Annotated in this window: 22 protein-coding genes and 1 tRNA gene; 15 read left to right on the forward strand and 8 right to left on the reverse strand. The window is 60.6% G+C overall.

What is annotated here, in order from left to right:
* Positions 1 to 69: 69 nt before the first annotated feature.
* Positions 70 to 1,629, reverse strand: coding sequence for a lipase maturation factor family protein (locus ACKVY0_RS14910; RefSeq protein ID WP_409215614.1), 1,560 nt, complete (start codon positions 1,627 to 1,629; stop codon positions 70 to 72).
* 37 nt (positions 1,630 to 1,666) lie between these two features.
* Positions 1,667 to 5,650, reverse strand: a complete 3,984-nt coding sequence (locus tag ACKVY0_RS14915) for a PQQ-binding-like beta-propeller repeat protein (RefSeq protein WP_409215615.1) — start codon at positions 5,648 to 5,650, stop codon at positions 1,667 to 1,669.
* A 64-nt stretch (positions 5,651 to 5,714) separates the two neighbouring features.
* Between ACKVY0_RS14915 and ACKVY0_RS14920 the strand changes: the two genes are divergently transcribed.
* Positions 5,715 to 6,665: a hypothetical protein gene (locus ACKVY0_RS14920; protein ID WP_409215616.1), complete on the forward strand. Its 951-nt coding sequence runs from the start codon at positions 5,715 to 5,717 to the stop codon at positions 6,663 to 6,665.
* On the opposite strand, the gene ACKVY0_RS14925 is transcribed toward ACKVY0_RS14920, so the two are convergent.
* Positions 6,643 to 7,521 carry a hypothetical protein gene (locus ACKVY0_RS14925; protein WP_409215617.1) on the reverse strand — a complete coding sequence of 293 codons (879 nt, stop codon included), beginning with the start codon at positions 7,519 to 7,521 and terminating at the stop codon, positions 6,643 to 6,645. The genes ACKVY0_RS14920 and ACKVY0_RS14925 overlap by 23 nt on opposite strands.
* Positions 7,522 to 7,683: 162 nt before the next feature.
* Between ACKVY0_RS14925 and ACKVY0_RS14930 the strand changes: the two genes are divergently transcribed.
* Positions 7,684 to 8,427, forward strand: coding sequence for a lysozyme inhibitor LprI family protein (locus ACKVY0_RS14930; RefSeq protein WP_409215618.1), 744 nt, complete (start codon positions 7,684 to 7,686; stop codon positions 8,425 to 8,427).
* A gap of 19 nt (positions 8,428 to 8,446) precedes the next feature.
* On the forward strand, positions 8,447 to 8,704 hold the full coding sequence (locus tag ACKVY0_RS14935; protein WP_409215619.1) for a VF530 family DNA-binding protein: 258 nt from the start codon (positions 8,447 to 8,449) through the stop codon (positions 8,702 to 8,704).
* A 76-nt stretch (positions 8,705 to 8,780) separates the two neighbouring features.
* Here the strand turns inward: ACKVY0_RS14935 and ACKVY0_RS14940 are convergent, their stop codons facing one another.
* Positions 8,781 to 9,458, reverse strand: coding sequence for a spermine synthase (locus ACKVY0_RS14940; RefSeq protein ID WP_409215620.1), 678 nt, complete (start codon positions 9,456 to 9,458; stop codon positions 8,781 to 8,783).
* Positions 9,459 to 9,565: 107 nt separating this feature from the next.
* On the opposite strand from ACKVY0_RS14940, the gene ACKVY0_RS14945 reads away from it, so the two are divergent.
* Both ACKVY0_RS14945 and ACKVY0_RS14950 read left to right on the forward strand, forming a co-directional pair.
* On the forward strand, positions 9,566 to 11,737 hold the full coding sequence (locus ACKVY0_RS14945) for a hypothetical protein (protein WP_409215621.1): 2,172 nt from the start codon (positions 9,566 to 9,568) through the stop codon (positions 11,735 to 11,737).
* 11 nt (positions 11,738 to 11,748) lie between these two features.
* Positions 11,749 to 13,530, forward strand: coding sequence for an ABC transporter ATP-binding protein (locus tag ACKVY0_RS14950; protein ID WP_409215622.1), 1,782 nt, complete (start codon positions 11,749 to 11,751; stop codon positions 13,528 to 13,530).
* Here ACKVY0_RS14950 and ACKVY0_RS14955 read toward each other — a convergent pair whose 3' ends face one another.
* Both ACKVY0_RS14955 and ACKVY0_RS14960 read right to left on the reverse strand, forming a co-directional pair.
* Entirely contained in the window at positions 13,531 to 14,721 is a 1,191-nt protein-coding gene (locus ACKVY0_RS14955) for an ABC transporter permease (RefSeq protein ID WP_409215623.1), read from the reverse strand. It lies immediately after the preceding gene.
* A 12-nt stretch (positions 14,722 to 14,733) separates the two neighbouring features.
* Entirely contained in the window at positions 14,734 to 15,171 is a 438-nt protein-coding gene (locus ACKVY0_RS14960) for a YidB family protein (RefSeq protein WP_409215624.1), read from the reverse strand.
* A 237-nt stretch (positions 15,172 to 15,408) separates the two neighbouring features.
* Here ACKVY0_RS14960 and htpG point away from each other — a divergent pair, with 237 nt between their 5' ends.
* Positions 15,409 to 17,250, forward strand: a complete 1,842-nt coding sequence (htpG, locus tag ACKVY0_RS14965) for a molecular chaperone HtpG (RefSeq protein WP_409215625.1) — start codon at positions 15,409 to 15,411, stop codon at positions 17,248 to 17,250.
* A 95-nt stretch (positions 17,251 to 17,345) separates the two neighbouring features.
* Positions 17,346 to 17,422: transfer RNA gene (locus ACKVY0_RS14970), tRNA-Arg, on the forward strand.
* Between the two features lie 147 nt (positions 17,423 to 17,569).
* On the opposite strand, the gene ACKVY0_RS14975 is transcribed toward ACKVY0_RS14970, so the two are convergent.
* Complete coding sequence (locus ACKVY0_RS14975) at positions 17,570 to 18,208, reverse strand: sigma-70 family RNA polymerase sigma factor (RefSeq protein ID WP_409215626.1); 639 nt, start codon at positions 18,206 to 18,208, stop codon at positions 17,570 to 17,572.
* Positions 18,209 to 18,369: 161 nt separating this feature from the next.
* On the opposite strand from ACKVY0_RS14975, the gene ACKVY0_RS14980 reads away from it, so the two are divergent.
* The 4 genes from ACKVY0_RS14980 (at position 18,370) to ACKVY0_RS14995 (ending at position 21,435) form a co-directional block, all read left to right on the forward strand.
* Positions 18,370 to 19,368 (forward strand): Kelch repeat-containing protein, encoded by a 999-nt coding sequence (locus ACKVY0_RS14980; protein WP_409215627.1) that lies wholly within the window; start codon positions 18,370 to 18,372, stop codon positions 19,366 to 19,368.
* A gap of 31 nt (positions 19,369 to 19,399) precedes the next feature.
* Positions 19,400 to 20,659, forward strand: coding sequence for a PQQ-binding-like beta-propeller repeat protein (locus tag ACKVY0_RS14985; protein WP_409215628.1), 1,260 nt, complete (start codon positions 19,400 to 19,402; stop codon positions 20,657 to 20,659).
* 86 nt (positions 20,660 to 20,745) lie between these two features.
* Positions 20,746 to 21,042, forward strand: a complete 297-nt coding sequence (locus ACKVY0_RS14990; RefSeq protein ID WP_409215629.1) for a hypothetical protein — start codon at positions 20,746 to 20,748, stop codon at positions 21,040 to 21,042.
* A 3-nt stretch (positions 21,043 to 21,045) separates the two neighbouring features.
* A complete protein-coding gene (locus ACKVY0_RS14995) occupies positions 21,046 to 21,435 on the forward strand; it encodes a type II toxin-antitoxin system VapC family toxin (RefSeq protein WP_409215630.1) in 390 nt (129 codons plus the stop codon).
* A 44-nt stretch (positions 21,436 to 21,479) separates the two neighbouring features.
* On the opposite strand, the gene def is transcribed toward ACKVY0_RS14995, so the two are convergent.
* Entirely contained in the window at positions 21,480 to 22,040 is a 561-nt protein-coding gene (gene def / locus ACKVY0_RS15000) for a peptide deformylase (protein WP_409215631.1), read from the reverse strand.
* Between the two features lie 93 nt (positions 22,041 to 22,133).
* Between def and ACKVY0_RS15005 the strand changes: the two genes are divergently transcribed.
* From ACKVY0_RS15005 to ACKVY0_RS15020, 4 genes are all read left to right on the forward strand, one after another.
* Complete coding sequence (locus tag ACKVY0_RS15005; protein WP_409215632.1) at positions 22,134 to 23,441, forward strand: MFS transporter; 1,308 nt, start codon at positions 22,134 to 22,136, stop codon at positions 23,439 to 23,441.
* Between the two features lie 17 nt (positions 23,442 to 23,458).
* Positions 23,459 to 24,079, forward strand: coding sequence for a family 16 glycoside hydrolase (locus tag ACKVY0_RS15010; protein WP_409215633.1), 621 nt, complete (start codon positions 23,459 to 23,461; stop codon positions 24,077 to 24,079).
* 108 nt (positions 24,080 to 24,187) lie between these two features.
* Positions 24,188 to 25,516, forward strand: coding sequence for a dipeptidase (locus ACKVY0_RS15015; protein WP_409215634.1), 1,329 nt, complete (start codon positions 24,188 to 24,190; stop codon positions 25,514 to 25,516).
* Positions 25,517 to 25,598: 82 nt separating this feature from the next.
* Positions 25,599 to 26,447: a hypothetical protein gene (locus ACKVY0_RS15020; RefSeq protein ID WP_409215635.1), complete on the forward strand. Its 849-nt coding sequence runs from the start codon at positions 25,599 to 25,601 to the stop codon at positions 26,445 to 26,447.
* Positions 26,448 to 26,532: the final 85 nt, after the last annotated feature.

The following is a 26,532-nucleotide window of genomic DNA, read 5'->3' on the forward strand; positions in this document are numbered from 1 at the left end:
GACAATGGGAAGAGCGGTCTGTGGCGGATCGTTTTCCGGGCCATTTCACCTTTTTCAGTTCCGCCATTCTCAGTTCCTCCCTTTTGAATCCGCGTTCAGCGTCACGGTGGGGCTAAAGGGGCCGACGTGTTCGCGTTCCCACCATTCGCCGGTGATTTTCTGCACTTCGGGCTTGGTGAAGTGGTAGCGGTAGAGCCGGGCGCGGATGTGGGTGATTTTTTCGACCGGGAAGGGCGGTGGTTCGAGGAGATCCCAAACCGGCTGCTTGTGCTGGAGCAGGGCGGTGAGGAATTGGCCGAACCAGTGCATCGGGGAGCCAAGATTGGCATCGCGCTGCGGATCATAGCCGGGGTAGAGCGCGGCGAACCACATCTGCCAGTCGAGGCGCGGCTGATGTGGGGCGATGAAACGCGGCGCGGTTTTGGGATCGCCGGGTTTGTATTTGAAATCGAGCGGCAGGAACAGGCCGCCATCGTCGCTGACCTCGATGAGGACTTCGGGGCGCTCCTCGGTCATGTCTTGAAACAGGCCGTAGGCGTTGAAGGACCGCGTGCGGGCGATGGGCGCATCAAGCTTGGCGTGCAGGCTGTCGGAGAACTTGGGCTGGTAGTTCCGAATGCGTCCCGCAAGGAAGGAGTCGGCCGCGAGGAGGGTGATGAAGACGACAGGCAGCACCACCGCGAGCGCAGGCCATTGTGTCCAGCTTCGAAAAGACGGACGTGGTGTTTCGGCGTCGATGCGCAGCCAGCGGCGGACGAATTTGGGCCACCAGCGGTCATCCAGCAGCGTGAGGGCGAGCGCGGCAGTGAGGAGGGTGAAGAAATTGTAGTTCCCGGTGGCGGAGATCATCGCCATGAGGCCGAGGAAGCCGAGCGCGGCGAACAAACGGCCCCAGCGGCCGAAGAAAATGGCGAAGGGCAGCCCGAGTTCGATGCCATACATGATCCAACAGCTCGCGATGTGGAACCAGCGCGGTGCATTGTGTGCGAACCACGACAGGCCGTTCGGTAGCGGCTGCGTTTCGTAGTGGTAGAGCAGCGCGGTCATGTTTTCCCATGGCAGATCGCCGCCGCCGATCTTCACGTAGCCGGAGAGAAACATCAGACGGAAGATAAGCCAGTGCAGGAGGAAGATGGAACCGCGCGGCGGCTCGGTGAGACCGCGCCACGACCACAACCGCCACGGCGCGACGAACAGCGCGAGAAAACCGGCCTCCAGCAGCAGCGCATCCCATTGATAGCCCATGAAAATGTCGCCGGTGGTGGCGAAGGAGAGATAGCCGATCCACAGCAGGGCCAGCAGCGGCCCCTGTGCCACACCGGCGATCACCAGCACGGAGAGGATGCCGCACGCGATCAGGCAGCCATGCGCGAAGGCATCGCTGTAATGCCAGTGGAAGATGCTCGGAAATTGCCACAGCAGCGTCTGGTGCTCGCGCTCCTCGAACGCATGGACGTTTTCGAGCAGGTTCTTCACGGGCAGGATGCCGTTTTCGCCGACGAGACCGTCATACTGCAGGCCCCAGGAGACGAAGGCGATGAGATAGATCGCCGCCAGCAGCCGTGGGAACAGCCAGCGGACGACGGTGTAGCGTCCGCGATGAGTTTCGAGCCAGGAGAAGGGATTCAAGGCATTTGCAGCCTACACGAGACATTGTTTCGGTGCATCACCTCTCTGCCACGCCGCCGGTGATCTCCTTGGCATTCGTGCGCAGGATTTCGAGACCGTTGAGAATCGGTTCCACACCGGGGTTCGCGGGGATCAACTCCACGACGAGATTCGCCGTCGCGGGAATGTTCGTGAACTCTTCGACGCTGGCTCCCTTGCGTGTGGCGGGGTCAAAAGACTTCAGCACCACCTTGTCGCCGAGTTTCACGTCGAAGACGCGCTTGCCGGGCTTGTCGCCTTCCATCGCAGCGAACATCAATTTCACCGTGTATGTCGCAGGAGGCTGGCCTTTCGCCAAAACGGGAATGTCGAGCCTCGTGAGGCCACAAAGGCCACTTGTGAAGATCCAGGGTGTGTCGTGGCCTTTCACGACATGGCTGTCTTCGTTGAAGCTGTAAGCACCGCCGCCTTTGGCATACTGCGGTTTGAAATCGAGCGGCAGGTCGATGCCGGCACGCGAACTCGGGCGCGGATAGCCAAGCCAGAGTTTGCCATGCGCATCGCGGCGGTCGCCAGGAGCGCCGAGATTGAGCGCCATGTGCTGCACGGGCAGGGAAGCGCCGTCCGCGCTGTAAACGCCCCAGTTCATGCGGTCTTCACGCGGTTCGAACACGACGGTGCTGGCGATGGAGAAGAGACACACGCAGCCCGCACTGGCTTCGGGGATCATGACAAGGCCGTTCGCAGGGATGGTGTTGATCCAGCAGCCGAGACGATGACCGGCGAAGTGCTCCGTGCCGCTGTCGCTGTCGCGATCATAGAACGCGGTGAACTTGGAACGGAAGAACATCATGTTCGGTGTCGCCGAAATCGCGCCGCAGTGATGACCAGGGCGTGCGAACATCCACGCGGACTCCTCGCCGGTGATGGGGTGCTTGCGGGTCTTCTGTGCGCCGGTGTAGAGGTCGTAGCTCCACGGTTCGGCGATGATTTCGTTGTCGATCACAACGGGGCGATGACGGTAATTGGCGTCCTTGGCCCACAGCTTGTCGCCCTTGTTCGCGTCGAGCACCACGAGACGACGGCGTTTGAACTCACCGCTCAAAAACTGCTCCCAGTAGTGCCCGTTGGCGTTCGCGCCGCCGAGCACTAGGTGCCCGTTGTGATACATCAGCGTCAATGCCCCGCCGCCGATGCCGATGTCGCTGCAATCGGTGACATCGACCGGCTTGGCCCACTGCTGCTGGCCTGTAACGGCATCCAGCGCCACCGCCATGCGCAGGTCGTTGTTCTTCACACGATCCTCGGCCAGTTCGCGCTCTTTGCCGGTGAGTTTGGCGAGATCGGTCTTGTCCTGCGCCAGCATGAGGGCGCGTTGCTCAGGCGTGAGCGAAGCGTCGATGAAAAATAGCCGACCATCGCCGATGGCGATGCTGACGTGTGAGATGTGCTTTCCCGCATGGGTCCATTTCAACGCGCCGGTCTTCACATCAAAGGCAAAGATCTTGTCCGTCGAAATCGAGCCGCTTTTGCCACGGCGGGCGACTTCGGCGGCCTTTTCGACGCGTTCGGTTTCCGTACCGTAAAGCAACCCGTCTTGGTAGGCGATGTAGCCCCATTGCAGATCCTTCTTCGTGCCAGCGCCTGGAATCGTGAGGATGCGCACGACTTTGCCGGTGGCGGCGTCGAACTGGATGCAGTCCTCCTCCATCAGCATGAACAGGTAATCATCGCTCGCGGCCATGTTGCCCGGCTCGCGGGCGTTATACACGCCGATGCGCATCGCGCCGGGGTTCTTCGTTTCCCAGAGGAACTGACCGTTGTAAGCATCGTAGGCCAGCACGCTGTCCTCGCCCTGCACAAAGAGGCGTCCATTCGTCGAAAGCGGCCCCACGGCTCCATCGTGACGATTCACCACCTGGCCCGGACCGGGATCGCCATACCACAACACGCTGAGTCCGCCTTTGATGCGCCGGTCGTCGGTGCTCGATGTGTTTGCCGCATTGCCATACTGATGAGACCACGAACTAGCACCGGGCAAGGCGGCACGCGTGAGGATGCTCCAACCATCTGCATTTGTGAGCTTTGCTTTTTCTTCGACGAGTTTTGTTTCAGCGAGCCATGCGTCGGTCTTCGGCGTCGTCTTGAAACAGAATTTGCCGCCAATCGGCTTCAAATGCCGCGCCACACCCGCTGGCACGCCCACAGGCTCGGCGCTGTCGCTCACGATCAAATTGGCGCAGTAGCTCGAATACGGCATCACCGCGAGATCGAGGTGATCCACCGTGATGCGCGGGCCATAAAGGCCCGTCGCGAGCAGTTCCCGACGCGCCGCAGCCACCTTCTTCTCATCCGCATCCACGCCGAAGATGATCAACTCGCTGCGCTTGGCGAGTTCGTAGGCCAACTGGCCTTTGTCGTTGCCGAGCACGATGCAGAAGCCCTTCGTGACACCGGTTTGCTTTAAGATGGCTTCAGCAGCTTTGGCATGCGCGGCGTCTGACGGAAAATCATTGGCTTTCTTGACCGCGATCGACTCCACAGCCTTCTCGCCGAAGACATAAACACGTCCTGTCGTCGTGCTGACGACGAGATGGCCGTCAGAAACGGCCAGACCACGAGCTTCGCCATCCACGGCGGCTTTCCAGGCTGGTTTGCCCGTTTCAGCATCGATGGCGATCACCTCGCCCTTGCCGCCTGCTATCAACGTTTTGCCCGCGACGATCAGCGCGGACTCATGCGGAGATTCGAGTGTCCATTTCACACCCACATCGGCGGCAGTCGCCAGATCGGCCTTGTGCTTCGCGCTCTCGTCCTGCTTCGCTTTGTAGGCGATCCGCAGCGGCTCGTATTTGGCTGCGACGGCGGCCAGTTCGGCCTGCGCCTTCGCAAAGGCGGCTGGATCGTCTTTGACTTTGCGTGCGGCGGCTTCGGCGGCTTGAAATTTCTTCGCTTCGGCGAGCGCCGGATGCTTCTTCAAGTCAGCGCTGATTTTCGCGATGGCCATTTCATGCGCATGGCGGATGCGCGTGCCTTCGGCGTGCTTGATGCGGTCGATAGCGATGATTTTCGTGCCGTTCGCCATGTAGCCCATGTCACCCGCCAGCGTCATCTGCGTGCCGGCGAACCAGCCGAAGCCGGATTTCTGCTTCTCCTGATCGAGCGCGAGGATGTGATGCTCGCCCACGGCGTAGATTTGATCGTCCGCGAGGAATGCCTGCGAGCCACCGATCTGCCCGCCCGCGTCGCCACGCCAGCCCGGCTCCGGTTTTGATAGGAACTCACCCGTTTTGCGATCAAACGAGGCTGCGAGCGAACGACCTGACGGCACGAACAAAACGTCCTTCGTCGCGAGAATGTAGCCCTGCGGCGAGAGGTCATTGCGACCCGCGTCCTTCTCACTGATCGCATCGTTTTTCCAAATGACCTTCCCTGTGGCCGCCCCGACGGCGTAGATGAAGACTTTCTCATGTGGAAACACGCCCGCGCCGAAATACGCGATGCCATCCTCGACCAGCAAGCCCGTGCGCACCGGCCAGCGTGAGATCATGCGGCCTCGCGCGAGGATGCGCTCATCATGCGGCCCTGCGCGCAGTTTCCACACGAGTTTGCCCGTCTTGGCATCAAGGCAGTAAGCGTAGCCATCATCGGAGCCGACATAGACCTTGCCATTGGCGATAGTCGGAGCCAAACGCACCGGCGCATTCGTGAAGAACGACCATTTGTCCATCCCGGTGGCCAGATCACGGCAGATCACACGCCCATCGACCGAGGAACCGAAAAACACTTTCCCACCGCTGATGGCGACATGGAACACGTCATCAAAGCGCACGCGGTTGAACAACTCATGCCCTTCGATCATGCGCCCGTCCTCACCCGCCCAGGCCATCTTCGGTGCGGTCGGTGATTCAAGCGTCCACGCCGGTTGCAAAGGCAGTTTGAGTTCCTCCTTCGTGGCACCGACGCGTGATGCATCGTGCAGGTAGGTGGGCCAGTCGGCACGAGCGGTGGCAAAGGCGAGAAGGAATAGGAGCGGGCGCATGGTTGAACTAAAACGCAGGCCTGATGGCGAATTCTTCGTGGGAACGACGTAGTGTGCCGGACTCATGCCGCATCGCCTCATCGCTTTTTTCATTCTCACCGCTACATCCGCGTTTGCGTGCTCGGTGCCGGTGTTTCGCTATGCGTTGGAGCATTGGGCGGCGGATCCGTATCGGGTGACGGTGCCGCATGGCACAAAGCTGGACGGCAACTTCAAAGTGACGACCGCAGACGTGCCGAAAATCGAGCTGCGGCAGCCGCTGATGATGCGTAACGACGAGGTGATTTGGTCGGCGGACTTCAATGAGGCGAATGTGAAGGCGTTGCTCGATTCCCCCGCACGTCAGCAGATTGCGGAACGGCTGGGGGCAGGGGAGAGCGCTGTTTGGGTGCTGTTGGAAAGCGGGGCTGCCGCCAAGGACGCTGCCGCTGCCAAATTTCTCGATGAACGACTCGAATATCTCGCGGGCGTGATGGAACTGCCAAAGCTCGACCAGCAGGATGTCAAAAATGGTCTGGTTTCTGTCCCCGGTGACGGCTTGCGGCTGGAGTTTTCAACGCTGCGGTTGAAACGTGATGATGCGGCGGAAAGCGCCTTCATCGCGATGCTGCTGGCGAGTGAGCCAGACTTGCGTGGATTGAACGAGCCTATTGCGTTCCCGATTTTCGGCCAGGGCAGGGTGCTTTATGCGCTCGTGGGCAAAGGCATTCGCGTGGAGACAGTGGACCGTGCAGCGCAGTTCCTCATCGGTTCATGCTCGTGTCAGGTGAAGGAGCAGAATCCAGGGGTGGATCTCGTGATGGCGGTGGATTGGAAGAAGATGGTCAAGGATCAGGCGATGCCGGGCCAGCAACTGCCGGAACTCACTCAGATCGCCGATCTGCTGCCGCAGACGGTGAAGATCGAAGGTAAGGGTGAATCCAAGCCGGTTGATGCCCCTGCATGGCTCGATTGGCGCATCGGCCTGGGGCTGATCGTGCTGCTCGCTGCGATCAGGATGCTGATGAAGCGTTGAGATCGAGGCCCATCTTTTTGAGTTCCCATTCTTGAGCGGGCCAGGCAATGGCGGCGGGTTCACCGACGGGCTTTTCGGCGGTGAAGATGCCGACGGAGATCTGGCGAATGCGGCGGTGCGTGGCGTGTTTGTCCACCAGCGGCATGCCCTGCGGTTTGGGTGAGGGATGCTGTGCGTCTTGCTCCTCCTGCTGCCATTGCGTTGCGAGCTGATGCAGTGCCACGATGCGGTACCAGTGCCAAGGCTGCTCGCAGCGGATGTTTTCGCGGCACCAGGTCCAGTTGGCGAAGCGTTCCAGATCGGCGGGACGAATGAGGAAGCAGCGCACGCATTTGCGGCGCACGACCTGGCGGTCTTCGCAGGTCATGGCGAACAGCCAGGTCTCGCGTGGGAAGGGCGTGGTGGCGAGATGACCGGCGATGTGATTGAAGGCGTCGTTGAGCACTTCAAAGCCAAGCAGGCCTTCGGTGCGTAGCACGGGATTGCGCAGCGTGGTGTAGTCGGCCATCTCGCGCACGATTTTGCGCGCGGCGGGGTTGTCGTAGAGATCGTTCACCGTGGTGGACGAGGTCAGATTGCGAAACAGCAGCACGAAATCGCCTGTGCCCGGCACTGGCGAGAGAAAGTGCGCTTGAAACAGCACATCATCCGAGTCGCCACGACGCAGACGGTCGAGCGCCTTCAAGTGGCGGCGGAATAGCAAAAACCAGCTTGCGCCGAAACCGAGCAGGAAGCCGATGAACTTACCGGTGATCTCCGGCAGCACGCGCTGCCATTCCATGGTGCGGAACCAGTCCGCCACCATCTGCGCGTTCAAACTGCTGACCCATTGAATGAATTGATCGTAGAGACTCATGGACGGTGGAGGGATCGAAGACGGCGGAGGCTAGAGGTAAAAAGTGGGAGCGCAAGGCGTGAGTCGCGTGAGAAAATCAGGTGCATGCTGAAGGTCAGGAAATCGAAATTACCGCAGGCAAAAGCTTGGACGCAGCGATGGACGCCGCTATCCTGCTGCCTCATGAATAACACGACTTTGTTTTTGGTGCTGGCGCTGGCAGTGCCGTTAACCAGTTCTAGCTTGGCTGAGGCAAAAGCGCTGACTGCCAAAGAGGCGAGGGCATTATTTGATAAGGCGGATCGCACTTTGAACGAAGTTTGGACCGCTGCGAAGAGGGCGCTGCCAGAGTCCGAGTTCAACTCGCTCAAGGAATCACAGCGTGCTTGGGTGGAGCACCGCGATTACCTCGCGCGTTCACCGCAGTTTACCGGTGCAGATTTTCATGGCGAACTGCCGCTGGATTCCCCTGAGTACCTCACCACTGCGGCTGGTCTTGCCGAGGAGCGCACCACCTGGCTCAAAGGACTCATGAGCGAAGCAACAGATGAAACGCTCACTGGCCTGTGGAGTGACAGCTACGGTGGCGGCATCGAGATCGTCGAAAGCGGGGGACACCTGCACTTCGTGATGACGTGTGTGCGCGGTCGCACCTCACATCTCGGTGGGCTGGCTGGCAGCGCCGTTTGGAATCAAACCATCGGTTGGTTCAGTGACAAAGGCCGGGAGAGCGGCAATACCGCAGAGGCCAACGTCAGCTTTATCCTGCGCGGTCGGCAACTCGAAGTCGTCGGTGCCAACACGGGCGCGTATCACGGTGCGCGTGCTTCGTTTGATGGCAGCTATGTCAAAGTGCAGCCGCTGAATGCCAAGGCGCAGGCCAAGGTGGTGAAGGCTGCCAAATCGGGCGAAGTGCCGGAAGAATGATCTTAATCCACGATTCACCATGCACGCTGCCGGCCCCAAAAATCCACTCCACGGCATCACGCTGGAGAAAATGGTCACTCAACTCGTCGAGCATTACGGCTGGGAGATGCTCGGGCGCATGATTCCGATCAACTGCTTCAACTGGCAGCCGAGCATCAAATCCAGCCTCGTCTTCCTGCGCCGCACGCCATGGGCGCGTGACAAGGTGGAGGCTTTGTATCTGGATTCCTTGCCGGACATGCAGCCGAAAGCGGAGGGCGAAGGGCCGCAGGCATGAGCTTGTAGCTCGGTATTCGCTTCGCGGCTACGCAGCCGATACCGAGACGGCACCGTCGCGGAATCGGAATTCCGCGCTACATCCGGCGATCCGCCACGAAGATCGTGTGTGAGCGGCGTTTCGCCTGTGCATAAGCTTTAGCCGCCACGGTTTCGACCTTGAAGCCTGCTTTGCCGAGACGCTTGGCAAATGCATGGTCGGTGCTGGCCGACCAGAAGGTCACGCGTCCGCCGGGCTTGAGTGCGCGCGTGATCGCATCAAAGCCCTGGGCTTGATACAGTCGCGCATTGCCATCCTGCACCATCGCGATGGGGCCGTTGTCCACATCGAGCAGGATCGCATCGTAATGTGCCGCTGGGGCACGCGAGATGACTTGAAACACATCCTCCACGAAGACCTCGACACGTGAATCTGCCAGCAGCAGGCCGTTCACGGTGCTTAGAAATTCGCGATTCCACGTTACCACTTCCGGCAGCAGCTCCGCCACCTGCACAATTGCATCCGTGCTGACGAGTTCGAGCACACGGCGCAGTGTGAAGCCAAATCCCAGGCCGCCGATGAGCACGCGTGCGGCGCTTTTGTCCTGCAACCGCTCACACGCTAGTTGTGCCAGAATTTTCTCCGACTCCGACGCATTCGTTCCCATCAGCGGCTGCCGGTTCACGCGCAGGTAGAAGTGCGTGTCATGCGCATGCAGCGTGAGTTCGGCACCGTCGGGCGTTTGTGCCTGAGCGAGCTGGAGGAAGGGTTTCATGGAAAGGTCGGCACAGGAGCGTGCCACAGCGGCTCTACAAGATGGAATGCGGTGATTCACCACTCCACGGTTGCAGCCACCGCCGGTCTCGCTGAGATAGCGACAGCATGTTTTCCAACCGCAAGACTTTCTTCTTCCTCGGCACCTACGCGTGGCTGGGTGTTGCTGGTCTCTGGGCGCAGACACCGGTTCCTGCTCCGGTCGCTGCCGCCGAGGCCAGACCTGATCTGCCGACGTTGCAGGCGGCGGCGCGTGCAGCGGAGGCGAAGATGCCAGCGCCGGAGCTGAAGCCGCAGAGCTACTTCGATCTGGCACCGGCACAGCGTGACCGCTGGCAGAAATTTCTGCCACAGCTGCTGCTCAAGCTCACCCGCCGTGAGCGTGTGCAAATCGTGGTGCTAGGCGATGCGATGCTCGATGGCGTGAAGGCGCAGGACGGGGCCGATCCACTGCTCACGAGCTTTGTGGGCGTGTTTGCAAAGGCGTTGGCAAATCAGTTCTATTACACCGGCGGGGTGCGCGTGGTGCGGCCCGGTTCGAAGCTGCGCAGCAAGGAGAACATGGTGATGGGCCCGGAGATTTTGATCCAGCCGGTGCGCACCACCAGCATCGTCTCAGCGGCCTCGGCGCTGGCGACGGCCGGATTCCAAGGCCGGCCAGATGTGGTGCTGGTGGCGCACGGTCTCGAGGACGGCGTGGCCGGAACCTCGACGGCGGACGTTGCCTCTGCACTGCGCAGCATTTTGGACACGGCACGGACGCACAAGCTCGAAGTCATCGTGGCAGGGCCGATCCCGCAGGCGGCGGACCCCGAGGAGACGAGTCTGGCGCTCACGCGTGGGGCGAGCAGTGTGATGCGTGAGTTTTGCGCGACGGAGAAAATCCTGTTCTCGGACCTCGGCGATTTTTCGCGGCTGGTCACTCCGCTGCCGGGAACGAACGAGGCGCATCTACTGTTTCCAGCGCTGATGCAGCAGTATCAAAGTCGGCTGAACAACGCTCCGGACGGCATGGTGGCAACGCCGACGCCGGACACGCATATGGCGATGGGGCGCATCCTGTTTGAAGATGTGATGAGCGGTTCGCCTGCGGTCGCCTGGAGCCTCAGCGAGGCGAGTGCCACGCTGGAAGGACAGGGGAAGCTCAAGTTCGAATTTCAGATCGCCAACACGTCGCGTGAGTTGTTGCACCTGACGGTGCTACCGCTGGTGCCGCGTGGTTTGAAGCTCAAGGACACGAATCCCGAACTCACGCTCGCGGCTGGAGCGAAGCAGGCCATGAAGGTGAGCTACACCATCACGAACACGCTCCAACTCCCGTTTAACGATGGTAAAATGAGCCTGCCGGTGCTGGTGATTGCCGGCAAGGAGTCGCGCATTCAGGATCTCGTCGTGCCGCTGCGTCCGTTCAGCGTCGCCTGGAATGCGCGGACGGCCTTTAATCAAGAGTCGGAGTTTTCGCCTGAACTCGAAATCGAAAACAGCATGGGCGCGAGTCTCTCGGCCGCCTGGGAATCGAACTGGGCTGGCAAAAAGCAGGAGGGCAAGGTCGCGCTGGATGCGAATGGCTCCGAGTCGCTCAAACTCGCGCTGGCGCTGCCTGCGGATGAAAAGTCGCCATTTCGTCAGCGCCTGCCGCTGAACTTTGCCGTGGAGGCCAATGGGGCGCGGCAGATTTTCGACCGCTACGTCGAGATCACGCGCAACTTCGGTCTCAAAGAAACCGTGCCATTGAGCGCGAGCGATGGTCAGGCCAGTGCGGTCACGCTACGGGCGGATGCGGACGGCATGAAGTTGTTTTTGACGCTGGAACTGACGGGGGTCGATCTCGTCGATGATGCGGCTGGCAAGGCGTTCACCTGCCTGCTGAATCTCGATGCCCGCAGCTACGGCCAGCGTTTGACCCCTGGGGCGACGGCAGCACTGCGCATCAGCGGCAAGGCGGGCGATGGTGCTGCGGAGATTGCGCCGATTGAGCCATGGGCCTTTGGCAGCGGCTATGCGGCGGAGTTTGACGTGAAGGAAATTCAGGCGGTGCTCAGCAGCACCGCCAGCGGTGGCCGCAGGCTGACGATCACACTGCCGAAGAGCTACCTTTACCGCCACGAATGGGCGCTGGAGAATGGCAACAGCCAGCTCGGCATCAACGTGCGCCTTGCCGGCGGCGGCCGTGAGTATTTTCTCACCCGCAGCACCCGCCAGAGCGACGATGCGGAGAGTCTGAGCGTATTGGAACTGACCGAAAAACCCACACGACGCTGGACCGTGCGCGTGGAGTAAAGAAAACCGACATGGCTGAAGAACGAGCGAGCAAAAAACTGTGGGACCGCGCGGCGTGGAAAGACGCGGGCTTTTTCCTGACCTACCTGCGTCCGCACTACAACGTGTTCATCCCCGCGCTCATCGCGCTGGCGATCACGGGTGGGATGACGATCATTTTCATCAAGGAACTGGCCGCGCTGGCCGGGAAAGGCATCGGTGGGGCCAGTGGACCTCAGTGGATGGCGGAGCTGAACCATGCGGTATGGTTTCTCGTCGCCATCGTGGGGACGCAGGCATTCATCGCGTTCTGGCGCATCCTGCTGTTTGCCAAAGCCTCCGAACGCGCGCTCGCCGCGCTGCGGCTCGACACCTTTAGCCGCATCATCCGCCTGCCGATGGCGACATTGAATCAACGCCGTGTCGGCGAACTGGCCTCGCGCCTGGCCAACGATGTCGAAGCGATGCGCGAGACGCTGGTGGTGACGATTCCGATGCTGATCCGGCATACGGTGATGCTGTCGCTCTGCCTCGTGCTCATTTTGCAGATGTCGGTGAAGCTGTCGCTGTTCATGATCGGCACGATTCCGGTGGTGATCGTGATGATCGCCATCTTTGGCACGCGCATTCGCAAACTGACCAGGAAGGCGCAGGACAATCTCGCGGCCTCGCAGGTCGTGGTGGATGAGAGCCTGCAAAGCATCGTGAGCGTGAAGGCTTTCCGCAACGAGGCCCATGAAATGGCCCGCTATGACAAGAACCTCAGCGAATACCTGCGCACGGTGCTCCGCGCGGCGATTCCGCGCGCGTCCTTCATCGCATTCATCATTTTCGCCTTCAGTGTGGCGCTAATCTTGGTCACTTGGTATGCGATGCGCATGCTGAACGACGGCGGTATCGGCAAAGAGGAGCTGACGCAGTTTGCAGGCCTCAGCGGCATGATCGCAGCTTCATTCATGCAATTTCCAGAGCTGATCACTCAGCTTCAGCGCTCGCTCGGAGCCACGGAACGCGTGCGTGAGATTCTGCGCGATGACACGGAACCGGATGACAGCGTCGTAGCGCCGAAAGTGCGCTTCCAGGGCGAAATCGAGATGCGCGACGTCAGTTTCGTCTATCCCACGCGTCCCGAGGCCGTGGTGCTGCGTGATTTCAATTTGAGCGCCAAAGCAGGACAGCGCATTGCGCTCGTCGGGCCGAGCGGTTCGGGTAAATCGACCAGCGTGTCGCTGCTGTTCCGCTTTTATGAGCCGACGACCGGTGAAATCCTCATCGACGGCAAACCGATCCGCGAGATGTCGCTGACTACGCTGCGCCGCAATCTCGCGCTGGTGCCACAGGAAGTGCTCTTGTTTGGCGGCAGCATCAAAGAAAACATCGCCTACGGCAAACCGGAAACGACCGAGGAGGAAATCATCAGCGCTGCGAAGAAGGCGAACGCGCATGAGTTCATCGTCGGACTCACGGAAGGTTATCAAACGCTCGTCGGTGATCGCGGCACACAGCTCTCCGGTGGTCAGCGTCAGCGCATCGCCATCGCACGCGCCATTCTCGCTGATCCAGCGATTTTGATCCTCGATGAAGCCACCAGCAGCCTCGACGCCGAAAGCGAACGCCTCGTGCAGGACGCGCTCGACAAGCTGATGGAAAATCGCACCAGCATCATCATCGCTCACCGTTTGAGCACCGTGCGCCGCTGTGATCAGATCCTCGCCATGTCCGGCGGTGCGATCATTGAACGCGGCACGCACGATGAACTCATGGCGAAGCCCGGCGGGCTGTATGGGTCACTGGCGAAACTGCAGTTGGAGTAGCTAACTCCTGAAGACCATCGCCGGTTCCAGTTTGCTCACGCGCCAGATGCCCATGAGCGCTGCCAGCGAGCAGATGCCCAGCACGACGCCCAGCACGGCATACGGCACAAACTCCGGCATATAAAACGGCGGCTGCTCATTCTTCAGGGCTCCAAAAGCAAAGCCCGCCGTGCCCAGCAGACCGATGCCATAGCCGACGAGGCCCACGGTGAACGCCTGTGTGATCAGCATCGCGCAGAGCATGCCGGTCGAGGCTCCCATGGCTTTCAGCGCGCCGAGGTGTCGCATGTTCTCCAGTACAAACGAGTAAAAGGTCTGGCAGCTCACCGCCATGCCGACCAGCAGGCCGATGATGACCGTGGTGCCAAAGGAAATCGGGATGCCGGTGTTTTTTACATACCACCACACCGTGGAGACATTGAAATTGTTGCTCGTCTTGCCGTTCATGTGATCAAGAAACGCCTCCGGTCCCGCCTCGCGATTCACAAACGCCTTCAGGCCCGTCTCCCGCTGAATATCCAGCACCGCCTGATCCAGGCTCACGCCTTCGCGTGGCGCACAGATCACCGCCTGCAGCATCTTGCGCGTGCTTGGCACGTATTGCAGCGCCCGTTCATACGTTGTCCAAACATAGGGGCCGCCGGTGAACGAGTTTTTTGCATCCGCGATGCCGACGACTCGTGCTTCCTGATCGTTGATCTCAAACACATCCCCCACCTTCACCTTTTGACCGCGCTTCAGCGCCAGCCGCTGCACGCCCAGATCGTCGATGATCACGGAATGCGGCAGACGCAGCTTCATCAGATCGCCCTCCAGCATCTTGGCTGGTGCGCCGGCCAGGGTGTTGGAATCAATGCCGATGAGCTGGATGACCTTGAAGTTCCCGTTCTCCAACCGCACGCGCTGAATGCCCGAGTAGATCGGCGCGGCCCACGCCACGCTGCTCACGCTGCGCACGCGTGCCACATCCGTGTCCAGCAGCGGATTCGTCTCATTCACCTGCTCCACCTTCTCTTCGACGACCCAGATGGGCGCAGGAACATTGCTCAAGGTCGATTTCGTCCAGCTCATCAGCCCACAAAACACCGCCGTCTGCTGCGCCATCAAAAACGTTGCCACGGTGAGTCCCGCGACGAGCATCAAGTACTTCGCCGTGTCACCAAACAGCATTTTGAGGGCGAGGCGGAGCATGGGACGGAACGGCTATGACCTGCCGCCGAACAAGCCGCCGAGGCCGCCGCTCACCACGCTGATGAGCACGCCTTGAATCTGGCTGCCGCTCGGGTTGTTGTCCTCGATCTGGCCTTTGGGCGTGAGCTTGTCGATGATCTGCGGCAGGAACTGCGAGAGCAGCGGCAGCACGGTTTCCACTTTCATGCCCACCTTGCCGGCGAGCTGCTGGATCGTGTCTGCACCGACGGCGTTTTGCATCTGGTCGGCTGTGATGGATTGATTCTTTTCCGTGCTGACCCAGGACGAGAATGCATCTCCCAGTCCGGCTTTTTGGAACTGGCCCATCAGGCCATTGAGGCCGCCGGCCTCATTGAGCAGGCCGGAGAGCATGGCGGCGGGGTCTTGCTTGGCGGAGCCGCCGAGCATGCTGCCCAGCGCGTTTTTGGCGAGTGAATCGAGGAGTCCCATAGGTGCGCGGAGTGTGGGGGAGGGGATTTCAAAGTCAAGATGGCTTCGCCGTCAAAGGTCAAGGAGTCGTCAAGGCATGGTCAAGGTGGTCAAGCGTTGAGCTACGGATGATCTCGAAGCTTGACCATTTTGACGATGCTTGACGGGCGCAGCGCCGCCACCTTGACCCGCGAAGCCTTGACCACGCATTTCCACCCGCTACTCTCCCGACCCCCAAACCCATATTTCACCAACACCATGAGCCAAACCCACGAATTCCAGGCCGAAGTCAAACAAGTCCTCGATATCGTCATCCACAGCCTCTACACCGATCGCGAGATCTTCATCCGCGAACTCGTCTCCAACGCCGCTGACGCGATGGAAAAAATGCGCCTCACCCAGCTCACGGAAAACGATGTCTTCGATGCCTCCGCCGCGCTCGAAGTCAGCATCACCACCGATGAAGCCGCGCGCACGCTCACCATCGCCGATCACGGCATCGGCATGACACGCGCTGAGCTCGTCGAAAATCTCGGCACCATCGCGCACTCTGGCTCGAAGGCCTTTGCGGCGGCTTTGAAGAACGCAGGCAAGCAAAATGATGCGCAGATGATCGGCCAGTTCGGCGTCGGCTTTTACTCCGCCTTCATGGTGGCGGACAAAGTGGAGGTCCACACTCACTCCTGGCACAATGACGGCGAGCATCTCGTCTGGACCAGCGACGGTGCCAGCAGCTACACGATTGATGAAGCGCCGGATCAGGCACGCGGCTGCAAAATCGTGCTGCATCTCAAGGAAGACGCTGCCGACTTCGCCAAGAAGCATCGCGTGAAGCAGATCCTGGAGAAATACTCCAACTTCGTCAGCTTCCCCGTCATGCTCGATGGCGAGCGTGTGAACACCGTGGAGGCCCTCTGGCTCAAGTCGAAAGACGGCATCACCGACGAGCAGTACACCGAGTTCTACCGCTTCGCTGCGCACGCCTTTGATGACCCGAGCTATCGCCTGCATTTCCAGGCCGAGTCGCCCATCGCCATCAACGCGCTGCTTTTCACGCCCACGCAGAACATGGAAGCCTACGGCATGGGCCAGATGGAGCCGAACGTTGGCCTCTATTGCAAAAAGGTGCTCATCGACCCGAAACCGCGCAAGCTGTTGCCGGAATGGATGCGCTTCGTCCGTGGTGTCATCGACAGCGAAGACCTGCCGCTGAACATCTCGCGCGAGTCCATGCAAGACAGTGCGCTCGTGCGCAAGCTCGGCGATGTCGTCGCCAAGCGTCTCCTCAAGCACCTCGACAAAGAAGCCGTCGAAGATCCGAAGAAGTACCATGAGTTCTACACCAGCTTCAGCCGCTTCTTCAAAGAAGGCATCGCCACCGATCATACGAACCGTGACGCCATCGCCAAGCTGCTGCGCTTTGAATCCAGCATGACCGAAGCGGGTGAGGCCATCAGCCTCGCCGATTATGTGAAGCGCATGAAGGAAGGCCAGACTTCCATCTATTACCAGGTCGCCACCTCGCGCAGCAGCATCGAAACCGGCCCTTACGTCGCCGCCTTCAAGGAAAAGGGCTTGGAGGTGCTCTACATGTTCGAGCACATCGACGAATACGTGATCTCCAGCCTCAGCAAGTTCGACGACAAAGATCTCAAGTCCGTCAACGCCCCCGACATCGACCTCGGTGATGCCACCGGCGACGGTGAAAGCCTCCCCGAAGCTGAAGCGACCACCTTGTGCGACTGGATCAAAGAGCGCCTCGCCTCCCAGGTCGAAACCGTCCGCACCGGCAAGCGCCTCGTTGGCAGTCCAGCCCTCGTTTTAACTCCTGAAGGCGAAATGAACCCGCAGATGCGCCAGATGATGAAAGCCCTCGGCAAAGACGGCGACATGCCCGGCTCCAAGGTCATCTTCGAGATCAATCCGCGGCATCAGCTCGTCCGCAGCCTTGCCAAACTGCACAAGACCGATGCTGAAACCGCCGGCCTCATCACCGAGCAGATTTTAGACAACGCGCTGCTCTCCGCCGGACTCTTGGATGAGCCGCAACGCATCATTGAACGCACGCAAAAGCTCATGGAAAAACTGGCGGCGGCATGAGCGCATAAAATGCGATGCGCTGTTTGACAAACAGTCTCGCTGGTCTAGTCTCGTGGCCCGCTGTCCCCAAGACAGCGGATTGGCCCAGGCCAAACGCACCCGTAGCTCAACGGATTAGAGCATCTGACTACGGATCAGAAGGTTAGAGGTTCGAATCCTCTCGGGTGCGCCACTCTTCATTGAAGAGTTCGGCATCAAGCAGGTTGGAGGTGATGACTCAGCCAGATAGGGGGAACTGGGAGGAGCCGGGCTGCTTCGCCACGCGATACTCGAAGGTGGCTCTGGCTTTCTGCGCGCCAGCGTGTTCTTCGCGCGATGATCACGCTGCCTGATAGCTGTGGATGGCGCTGTGGCGGCCGAACAATCGGCGAAGTTTCTTCAAACCCAGTTCCAAGCGCGTTTTCACGGTGCCTAGTGGGATGTGAATGGCCTGCGCGACCTCGCGCTGGCTCATGCCCTGCAGAAAGGCCAGGGCGATGACGCGCTGCTGCGGCTCTGGCAGCAGCTTCAAATGGGTACTGAGGACGTTGCCCCAATCCGTCTGCTCGCAATCGGCGGTGGCATGCTGAGAGGTGGGCAGGGCCTTGGTGGCGTCCTCATAGCGGGTGCAGGCTCTGCCATACGCCTGCGAGCGGCGGATGTAATCAATGGCACGGCGGCGGGCGAGTGTGAGCAGCCAGGCCAGCGGCGCGCCCTTGGCCGCTGAATAGTGTGACGCACGCCGCCACAACTCCAGGAGGCACTCCTGCACGACATCCTGGGCGGAAACGTCGTCATTGATGATGCGCCTAGCGGTGCCTTTGAGCAGGGCTTGGTAACGGTGGAACAGGGTTGCCAGCGCGGTGTTGTCACCTGCTTGGATGGCGGCCATGAGAACGTCATCCGAGGGCAGCGCTGGCTCCCCGTGGGCAAGTTCATGATGCAGGGACGAGGTATTGGCGGTGAAGGAGGTTTTCATACCCAGCGATGTTAAGAACCGGCGGATGGCTTTGCCACGGGGTATAACCCTACCACGCCATCGGGTGGTCCATGCTAGCCGACGGGGCCTCTGCTGGACCGTGCTCAGGTTTTCCGTGAATCAGACTTGTGGGCTGGCCGGAGGCTGGTGATACTCAGGGCATGAGCCGGAATTTTGTTCTGCTGTGGGTACTGTCGTTGCTGTCGTCATCCGTGCTGCGTGCGGAGCCGCCGCCGCTGCCGAAGGCGGTGACGAGTTTTGGTGCGGCGGTGTGTGCGGGGGCCGTCTATGTCTATGGCGGGCATACGGGGAAGGCGCATGAGTATTCGACGGCGACGGTGAGCGGGGCGTTGTGGCGCTTGTCACTGACGAAGCAGGACGCCTGGGAGGTGCTACCGGGCGATGTGCCGGTGCAGAGTCCGGGGATCGTGGCGTGGCAGGACAAGCTCATTCTGGTGGGCGGGATGCAGCCGCAGAATGCGCCGGGGGCGGAGCAGAAGCTGATGTCGCTGGATCATGCGGCGCTGTTTGATCCGGCGACGAAGTCCTGGACGAAGCTGCCGCCGCTGCCGGAGCCGCGGTCGAGCCATGCGCTGGCGGTGATCGGTGATCAGCTCTATGCGGTGGGCGGCTGGCCGCTGAAGGTGGGCGCACCGAAGGAAGAACCGCAGCCGGATGCGCCGAAGACGAAAAAGTGGCATGACACGATGGTGGTGCTGGATTTGACCAAGCCGGAGAGCGGTTGGAAGACGCTGCCGCAGCCGTGGACGCGGCGCGCGCTGGCGGCGGTGGTGTTCGGCGGAAAGCTTTGGTGCATCGGCGGGATGACGGAAGACAACGAGCTGTCGTCCGAGGTGGACATCTATGATCCAGCGACGCAGCAGTGGCGCAGCGCACCGCCGGTGGGCGAGACGGAACGGGCGAAGGCGTTTGGCTGCGCGGCCTGTGTGGAGGGCGGCAGCCTGTATGTGAGCCCCGAAGGCGGGAAGGTGTATCGCATCGGCGCGGACGCGAAGGCGTGGAGCGAGCGCGGGAAGCTGGCGCAGTCGCGCTACTTTCATCAACTCATCGTGCTGGATGACACGCACCTGATGGCGCTCGGCGGCACGAGCGGTGGCAAGCCGATGGATGATGTGGAGATCGTGAACATTGAACGCTGAACGGTGAACATTGAACATTGAACTTTGAACTTTGAACATTGAAACCACGCCGCGCATGAAGCACACGCTGCCCGCCTTGATCTTGATGGCGCTGATGAGTGGTCAGGCTGTGGCTGAAGATTGGCCGCAATTTCACGGGCCCTCGCGTAACAACACGACGACGGAAACCGGTTGGCGCAAAGACTGGCCGACGGCGGGACCACTCGTGGCATGGCGGGCGCAGGTGGGCGCGGGCATGGCGTCGTTCGCGGTGGTGGACGAGCGTGTCTTCACGGCGGGTAATGATGGCGAGAATCAGGACACAATCTGGTGCTTCGATTTGGCGACGGGGAAGGTGCTGTGGCGGCATGATTATCCGTGCAAGAGTGCGGCGCATGTGATGACCATCGTGCCGGGCGGACCGAGCGCGACGCCTTGCGTCGGTGAGGGGCGCGTCTTCACCGTGAGCCGCGAGGGCGATGTGTTTTGCCTGGAAGCAACGACGGGGAAGGTGGTGTGGCATAAGAGCCTGCTGAAGGATTTCCACGGCAAGCGGCCAGTCTATGGTTACGCGGGCAGTCCGCTGCTGTGGCAGGGGAAGCTGTTTCTCGATGTCGGTGGCGAGGAGGGATCAACGGTGTGTCTCAACGCGGCCAATGGCGAGACATTGTGGGCGAAGGGCACTGGTGAAGCGGGCTACGCGACGCCGGTGATGGCGATTTTCGGCGGACAAGCGCGACTCATAATGTTCAAGGGCCGGGAACTCGCCGTGCTCAATCCGCAGGATGGAAAAGTGATCGCCAGCTACGCGACGACCACGAACGACTTCTGCAACTGCGCTACACCGGCCATCGGTGCCGATGGCACGATCTTCATCTCCCACACCGGCAACGACGGCTCCAACGGGCTGCGGTTTGACGGCACGTCACTCACCGCCGCATGGAACGTGCGCGATCTCGGCCTGCTGTACAACTCCGGTGTGCCGTGGGGCAAGAACGCACTGATGATCTTCAACGATTCGAAGCGCGGTGTGAATGATCTGCGCTGCCTCGATCTCACGACGGGCAAGGCGTTGTGGGAATCGGCTGAAGTGAACAAAGGCACGGCGATCTTCAGCGATGGGCATCTGATCGTGCTGAGCGCCGCTGGCGAACTACAGCTCTGCCAGCCCTCCGACAGCGGCATCCAGGTGCTGGTGCGTGCGCCGGTGCTCGAAGGCAAGTGCTGGGTGCTGCCCGTGCTGTCACGACATCACCTGCTGTGCCGCAGCAATGCGGGTGAGGTGGTGTGTCTGAAACTGGGCAAGCTTTGAGGCTTGGGACTGGATGACGAATGAGGATGGAGAAGCCGCTGCGGCGCAGGCTTTACGTTTTCAGGAACTCCGTTACACTCCGCCGCATGAACACCCTCGAAACAGATGTCGAGATCGGCGCGGATGGCAGCGTGAAGCTGCTCGGCCCGCTGCCTGCATGGCTCAAGCCGGGCCGGGCGCATGTGCTGCTGACGGTGGCGGGCATCAGCGAAGCTGGGCACAAACCGAAGCGCCAGATTCCCCGCGCCACACCCGAGATGATCGCGAAGCGTGCAGCGGCTTTTGCAGAACTGCGCCAGCTCAACCCGTTCCGCGACATCACCGACCCGGTGGCCTGGCAGCGGGAAATACGGGAAGATGTGGTGCTGCCAGGAAGGGAGTAAGTCATGCTGCTGGACTCAAATGTCATCATTGGTGCAGCCAAACCTGGTGGTGAGCATCTCTCGGCCTATTTGAATCACCCTGATGCCAGCGTGAGCATCATCAGCCGCATTGAGTCGCTCGGTTTTCACCGGCTGACGACTGCGGAGGAAACTCAGATCGCCGATTCTCTCAAACTACTGCCGGAATTGCCGCTGGATGACGAGATCGCCCTGCGTGCCATCGGCTTGCGTCAGCAGAAGAACATGAAACTCGGTGATGCCATCATCGGAGCCACCGCGCAGGAATACGGCGTGCCGCTGGTGACGCGGAACGTGGACGACTTCAAACACATCCCCGGCCTCCAGATCATCAACCCGTTGCCACCGCCACCTGATGATGAATCTGGGGGCTGATCGCAGGATTGCGTTGCAACGGCGTTGTTTGAAACTCGCCCCATTCAATCGTCCTCGGCCCACTCCTCCATCAGGCGCGCCAGTTTGCGCTTCATGCCGACTTTGGCGACGGCGTTGAGGCGGTCGATGAAGAGGATGCCGTTGAGGTGGTCGATCTCGTGCTGGAAGGCACGGGCGAGCAGGCCGTCGGTTTCGACGGTGACGGTTTTGCCGTCGAGATCCATGTAGGTGACCTTGATCTCGTAGGCGCGGCGGATGTCGCCGCGCAGTCGTGGGAAACTGAGGCAGCCCTCCTCACCGATCTCCTTGGCGCTGCCGAGTTCGAGCTTGGGATTGATGAGGATGACGGGCATGTGCTGCGGCATCGCCACCTTTTGGCCGTCGATCTTCATATAACTGATGCTCTCGGGATTGTGCGCGAGATCAATGACCGCGAGCTGCACATCCACCCCGACCTGCGGTGCGGCGAGGCCGATGCCGTTGGCAGCGTGCATCGTTTCGAGCATGTCGGCGGCCAGGGTGCGGAGTTCGGGCGTGATGGTGGTCACGTCGCGGCACTTGGCGCGGAGCACGGGGTCGGGGTAGCGGACGATGTTGCGGATCATGCGGGGTCTTTATCACCAGCTTTCCGCGGGCTCAAGTGCAGGTGTGATTTGTCCTTGCCAATCCGGAGGCGACTCCCTAGCCTCGCATCACTTATGACCGACACCGCCGCCCAATCGTCCATCAAGATCAAGCTGTTCCTCATGATGATCCTCGAGATCGCCATCTGGGGGGCCTGGCAGATCAAAATCTTCTCCTACATGGGCATGCTGGGTTTCAGCGCCGGGCAGCAGGGCCTGGTGGGCAGCGTGTTTGGCATCGCGTCGCTGGTGGGCATCTTTTTCAGCAACCAGTTCGCGGACCGCAACTTCTCTGCCGAGCGTTTCCTGGCCTTCAGCCATTTGGTCGGCGGCCTGGCGCTGATCGGCACGGCGTTCAGCCATGAACTGGTGCCGCACTTCGGTGCGGTGCAGCAGGCGCTCGTCTCTGCTGGCATGGGCGGGATGTTCACCCCGGAATTCACGCCGTTCTTCATCTGCTTCCTGCTTTACGGACTGCTGTATGTGCCGACGATCTCGGTGACGAACTCCTTGGCCTTCGCAAATCTCAAAGATCCGGCGAAGGATTTCGGCTTCGTGCGCATGGGCGGCACCATCGGCTGGATCATCGTGAGCTGGCCGTTCATCTTCCTCCTCAGCGAAAAAGCCGGTGCGGCGGAGACAAAGTGGGTCTTTATCGTGGCTGGCATCATCTCCTTTGTGCTGGCCGTCTTCAGCCTGACACTGCCGCACACGCCACCGCGCAAGGATGTCGAAGGCATGGACAAAGTAGCGTGGTTGAAGGCGCTCAAACTGCTCGGCACGCCGTTCGTGCTGGTGCTGTTCATCGTCACCTTCATCGACTCGACGATTCACAACGGCTACTTCGTGGTGATCGACGGCTTCCTGCAAAAGGTCGGCATCTCGGCAAACATGAGCATGGTCGTCAGCAGCATCGGCCAGGTGGCGGAGATCGTGACGATGCTCATTCTCGGGACCGTGTTGAAGAAGCTCGGCTGGAAGACCACATTGATCATTGGCATCTTCGGTCATGCCGCACGCTTTGGAGTCTTCGCCTTCTTCGGCACGCCGGACAACGCTTGGCTCATTATCGCTATCCAGGTGCTGCACGGCATCTGTTACGCGTTCTATTTTGTGACCGTGTACATCTTTGTGGACGCCGTTTTCCCCAAGGACATCCGCTCCAGCGCGCAAGGGCTGTTCAACCTGCTTATCCTCGGCGTCGGCATGGTCGTCGCCAGCCAGGTGTTTCCGCGGCTCGCGGCGCATTACACCGTGAACGGACTGGTGGACTACAAGCAGCTTTTCCTTGTGCCATCTGGCCTCGCGTTGCTCGGTATCGTGCTGCTGGCGTTGTTCTTCCGTCCGCCGACGCATGGGCCGGAAGGTGAAGTGAAACATTGATCGCCATGCTGAACGCCATGAAAACCTTTCTGCTCCTCCTGCTGTCCATCGCGTCACTTCATGCGGCTGACAAGAAGCCGAAAGCCATGCGTGCAAAGGGCGATACGATCTTGCTGGACGACTTCAAGTCCGACAAGCTCGATGAGAAGTGGGTCCATCCCAAAGGCGAAGCGGCGGCGAAGTTTACGATTACCGACGGTGTGCTCGAACTGGACCAGCACGCCGCCAAGGGGGCGGTGATCTGGCGCAACTTCGACACGCCGGTGCAGGATGCGTCGATCCAACTGCTGGTGCGGCCCTGGGCCTGCAACTGGATCGCCTTCGGCTTCTACGGCTCCGGCGAACGGGCCGTTGCAGAGCGGAAGCTCAACATCGCGGTGACCAAGAATGGTGCCGTGTCGGTGCGTGACGTGGAAAAACAGGACTCGCTCAAAGCGGTGAACACCAAGAGCGCCCCGGACGAGTGGCAGCGCATCCTGTTTGAGTCGAGGGGCGACAAGATTACCGTCTCCGTCAACGATCGCGAGGTGTTGGAATACAAAACCGAGCTGACGAAGGGTGAAAAAGCCGGCATCCTGCTCAATCTTTACGGCGGCAAGGGCAGCGTGGATGAAATCGAGGTCAAGGTGATCAAATGACGCAGCCAGAACGGCGAATGACGAATGTCCGGGGCCTGGAGCTTTCGTCATTTGGACTTCGACATTCATTCGTCATTCGCTAATTCGTCATTCGACATTGCCACCGCCATGAACCCACCCGGACTCGACCATCTGCTCACCTGCCTGCGTTTTCCCTCCGTCTCCACCGATTCCCTGCGCCGCGATGACACGCGTGCCTGCGCCGAATGGCTGCTGGCAAAGGTGCGTGAGATGGGTTTGACCGGCGCTCTGCATGAAACGCCCGGTCATCCGGTGCTGCTGGCGAAAAATAAGCACATCGCCGGTCGTCGCACGGTGCTGCTGTATGCGCATTACGATGTGCAGCCGGCGGAGCCGCTGGGAGAGTGGAAATCGCCCGCGTTCGAGCCGACGATCCGCGATGGCCGCATCTATTGCCGTGGTGCGACGGACAACAAAGGCCAGCTCATGGCACACCTGCAAGGTTTGGCCGAAACATTGGCACAGCATGCCGATCTGCCGGTGAATCTGACGCTGTTGTTTGAAGGCGAGGAAGAGATCGGCAGCCCCAACTTGAAACCGTTCCTCGAACAGCATCGCGATGAGCTGAAGTGCGATGTGGTGGCGATTTCGGACACTGGAATGGTCGCGCCGGGTGTCGGCACGTTCACCTATGGCCTGCGCGGCATCGCGTGCATGGAAGCCAGGGTGCATGGCCCGGCGATTGACCTGCATAGCGGCATTTTCGGCGGGGCCATCGCGAATCCGGTCACTGCTGTGGCACGCCTCACTGCGACGCTGCATGATGCCGAAGGCCGTGTGAAGATTGAGGGCTTCTACGATGGAGTGAAGCCCATCGCGGATTGGGAGCGCAAGGCTTGGGCTGAGTTGGGCGATGGCGATGCAGAGATGCTGGAACTCACTGGATCGCCCGCGCTCTTTGGCGAACCGGGCTACACCGAGCGCGAACGCCGTTGGGCGCGTCCTACCGCCGAAGTGAATGGCATCGGCGGCGGCTATCAGGGTGAAGGTTCGAAGACGGTGATCGCCCGCGAAGCCTTTGTGAAGCTGTCTTTCCGCCTCGTGCCGGATCAAAACCCGGATGTCGTGTTGAAGCGTGCCGAGGCGCATCTCCGCAAACATTTGCCGACTGGCGTGCGTCTTGAAATCATTCCCGGCCACACTGGCATGCCGTATCTAATGGACCCGCATTCTACGCTCGGCACTGCGGCCCAGCGGGCGCTGAAAAAGGTGTTCGGCGACAAAATTGCGCTCATTCGCGAAGGTGGCAGCATCCCCATCGTGCAGGCCTTCAAAGACGTGCTGAAGGCCGACACGCTGCTGCTCGGACTCGCGCTGCCAGACTGCCAGGCGCATGCGCCGAACGAGAACTTTCCCATCGCGAACTTTGAGGCCGGCGTGCGCTTGAATCAGGCGCTGCTGGCCGAACTGGCGTGATTTTTTTGCACCCTGCTCGCAACCAAGCCGTGGGGCGCTGGTTTGAGCCGTCGTGCTTCCACCAACCAAACGCACTCACGACATGAAACTCAAAAAAACATTCATCTACGGCCTCGGAATCCTGTGCCTGACCTGCTTTGCCAGTGCTCAGGAAGGCGAACGCAAAGCTCCCGCCCCTGACGGCGAGCGCAAAGGGCCGCCGCCTGAAGCCGGGCAGCCTGGCCGGCCTCCTGGCGGTCCTCAAGGCGGTGGAGATCCTGCCGCACGTCTCGCGGAATTCATCAAACGCGCCGACACGGATGCGGATGGCAAGATCAGCAAGGACGAGTTTGCCAACATGGGTAAGAAGGAGAGCGAGGACCGCTTTGGCAAGATGGACGCCAACAGCGATGGCTTCGTGGATAAAGACGAGATCGGCAGCATGGCCCAGCGCATGCAGCAAGGTGGACAGGGCATGCGCCGTCCCGAAGGCGGCTCTCCTGGTGGTTCCCCAGGTGGTGAAGGCGGCTTCCGTCGTCCCCCAGGCAGTGAAGGCGAGCGGCCGAAAGGCGCACCGGAAGGAGATCGTCCAAAAGGATCTCCTGAAGGCATGCGCCCTGGCGGCGAAGGCGGCCAGCGCGGCGGCGGCATGTTTGGTGATCCCAAGGAAATGTTCAAGCGCATGGATGCCGATGCCAACGGCAGCGTCTCCGAAGACGAATACATCAAGGCCACCGAGAAGATGCGTGAGATGATGCGCAGTCGTGGCGGTCAACCCGGCCAGCCTGGGCAGCCTGGGCAGCCCGGCATGCGTCGTCCCGAAGGCGGTGCTCCTGGGGGTGCTCCCGGCGCACCTGGTGGTGAAGGTGGCTTCCGCCGACCACCGACGGAAGGCGATGCGCCGAAGGCTCCTGATGCTCCTGCTCCAGACAAGCCCAAGGACGCCGCTTAATCGCAACGTTTGATTCAATCACAATGCGGGATGGTCGAAAGGCCATCCCGCTTTTGTTTGTAGGCGGCGGGGCTTGAGATGCGTC

This window comes from Prosthecobacter sp., from assembly GCF_046154365.1.
Classification (GTDB): Bacteria; Verrucomicrobiota; Verrucomicrobiia; order Verrucomicrobiales; family Verrucomicrobiaceae; genus Prosthecobacter.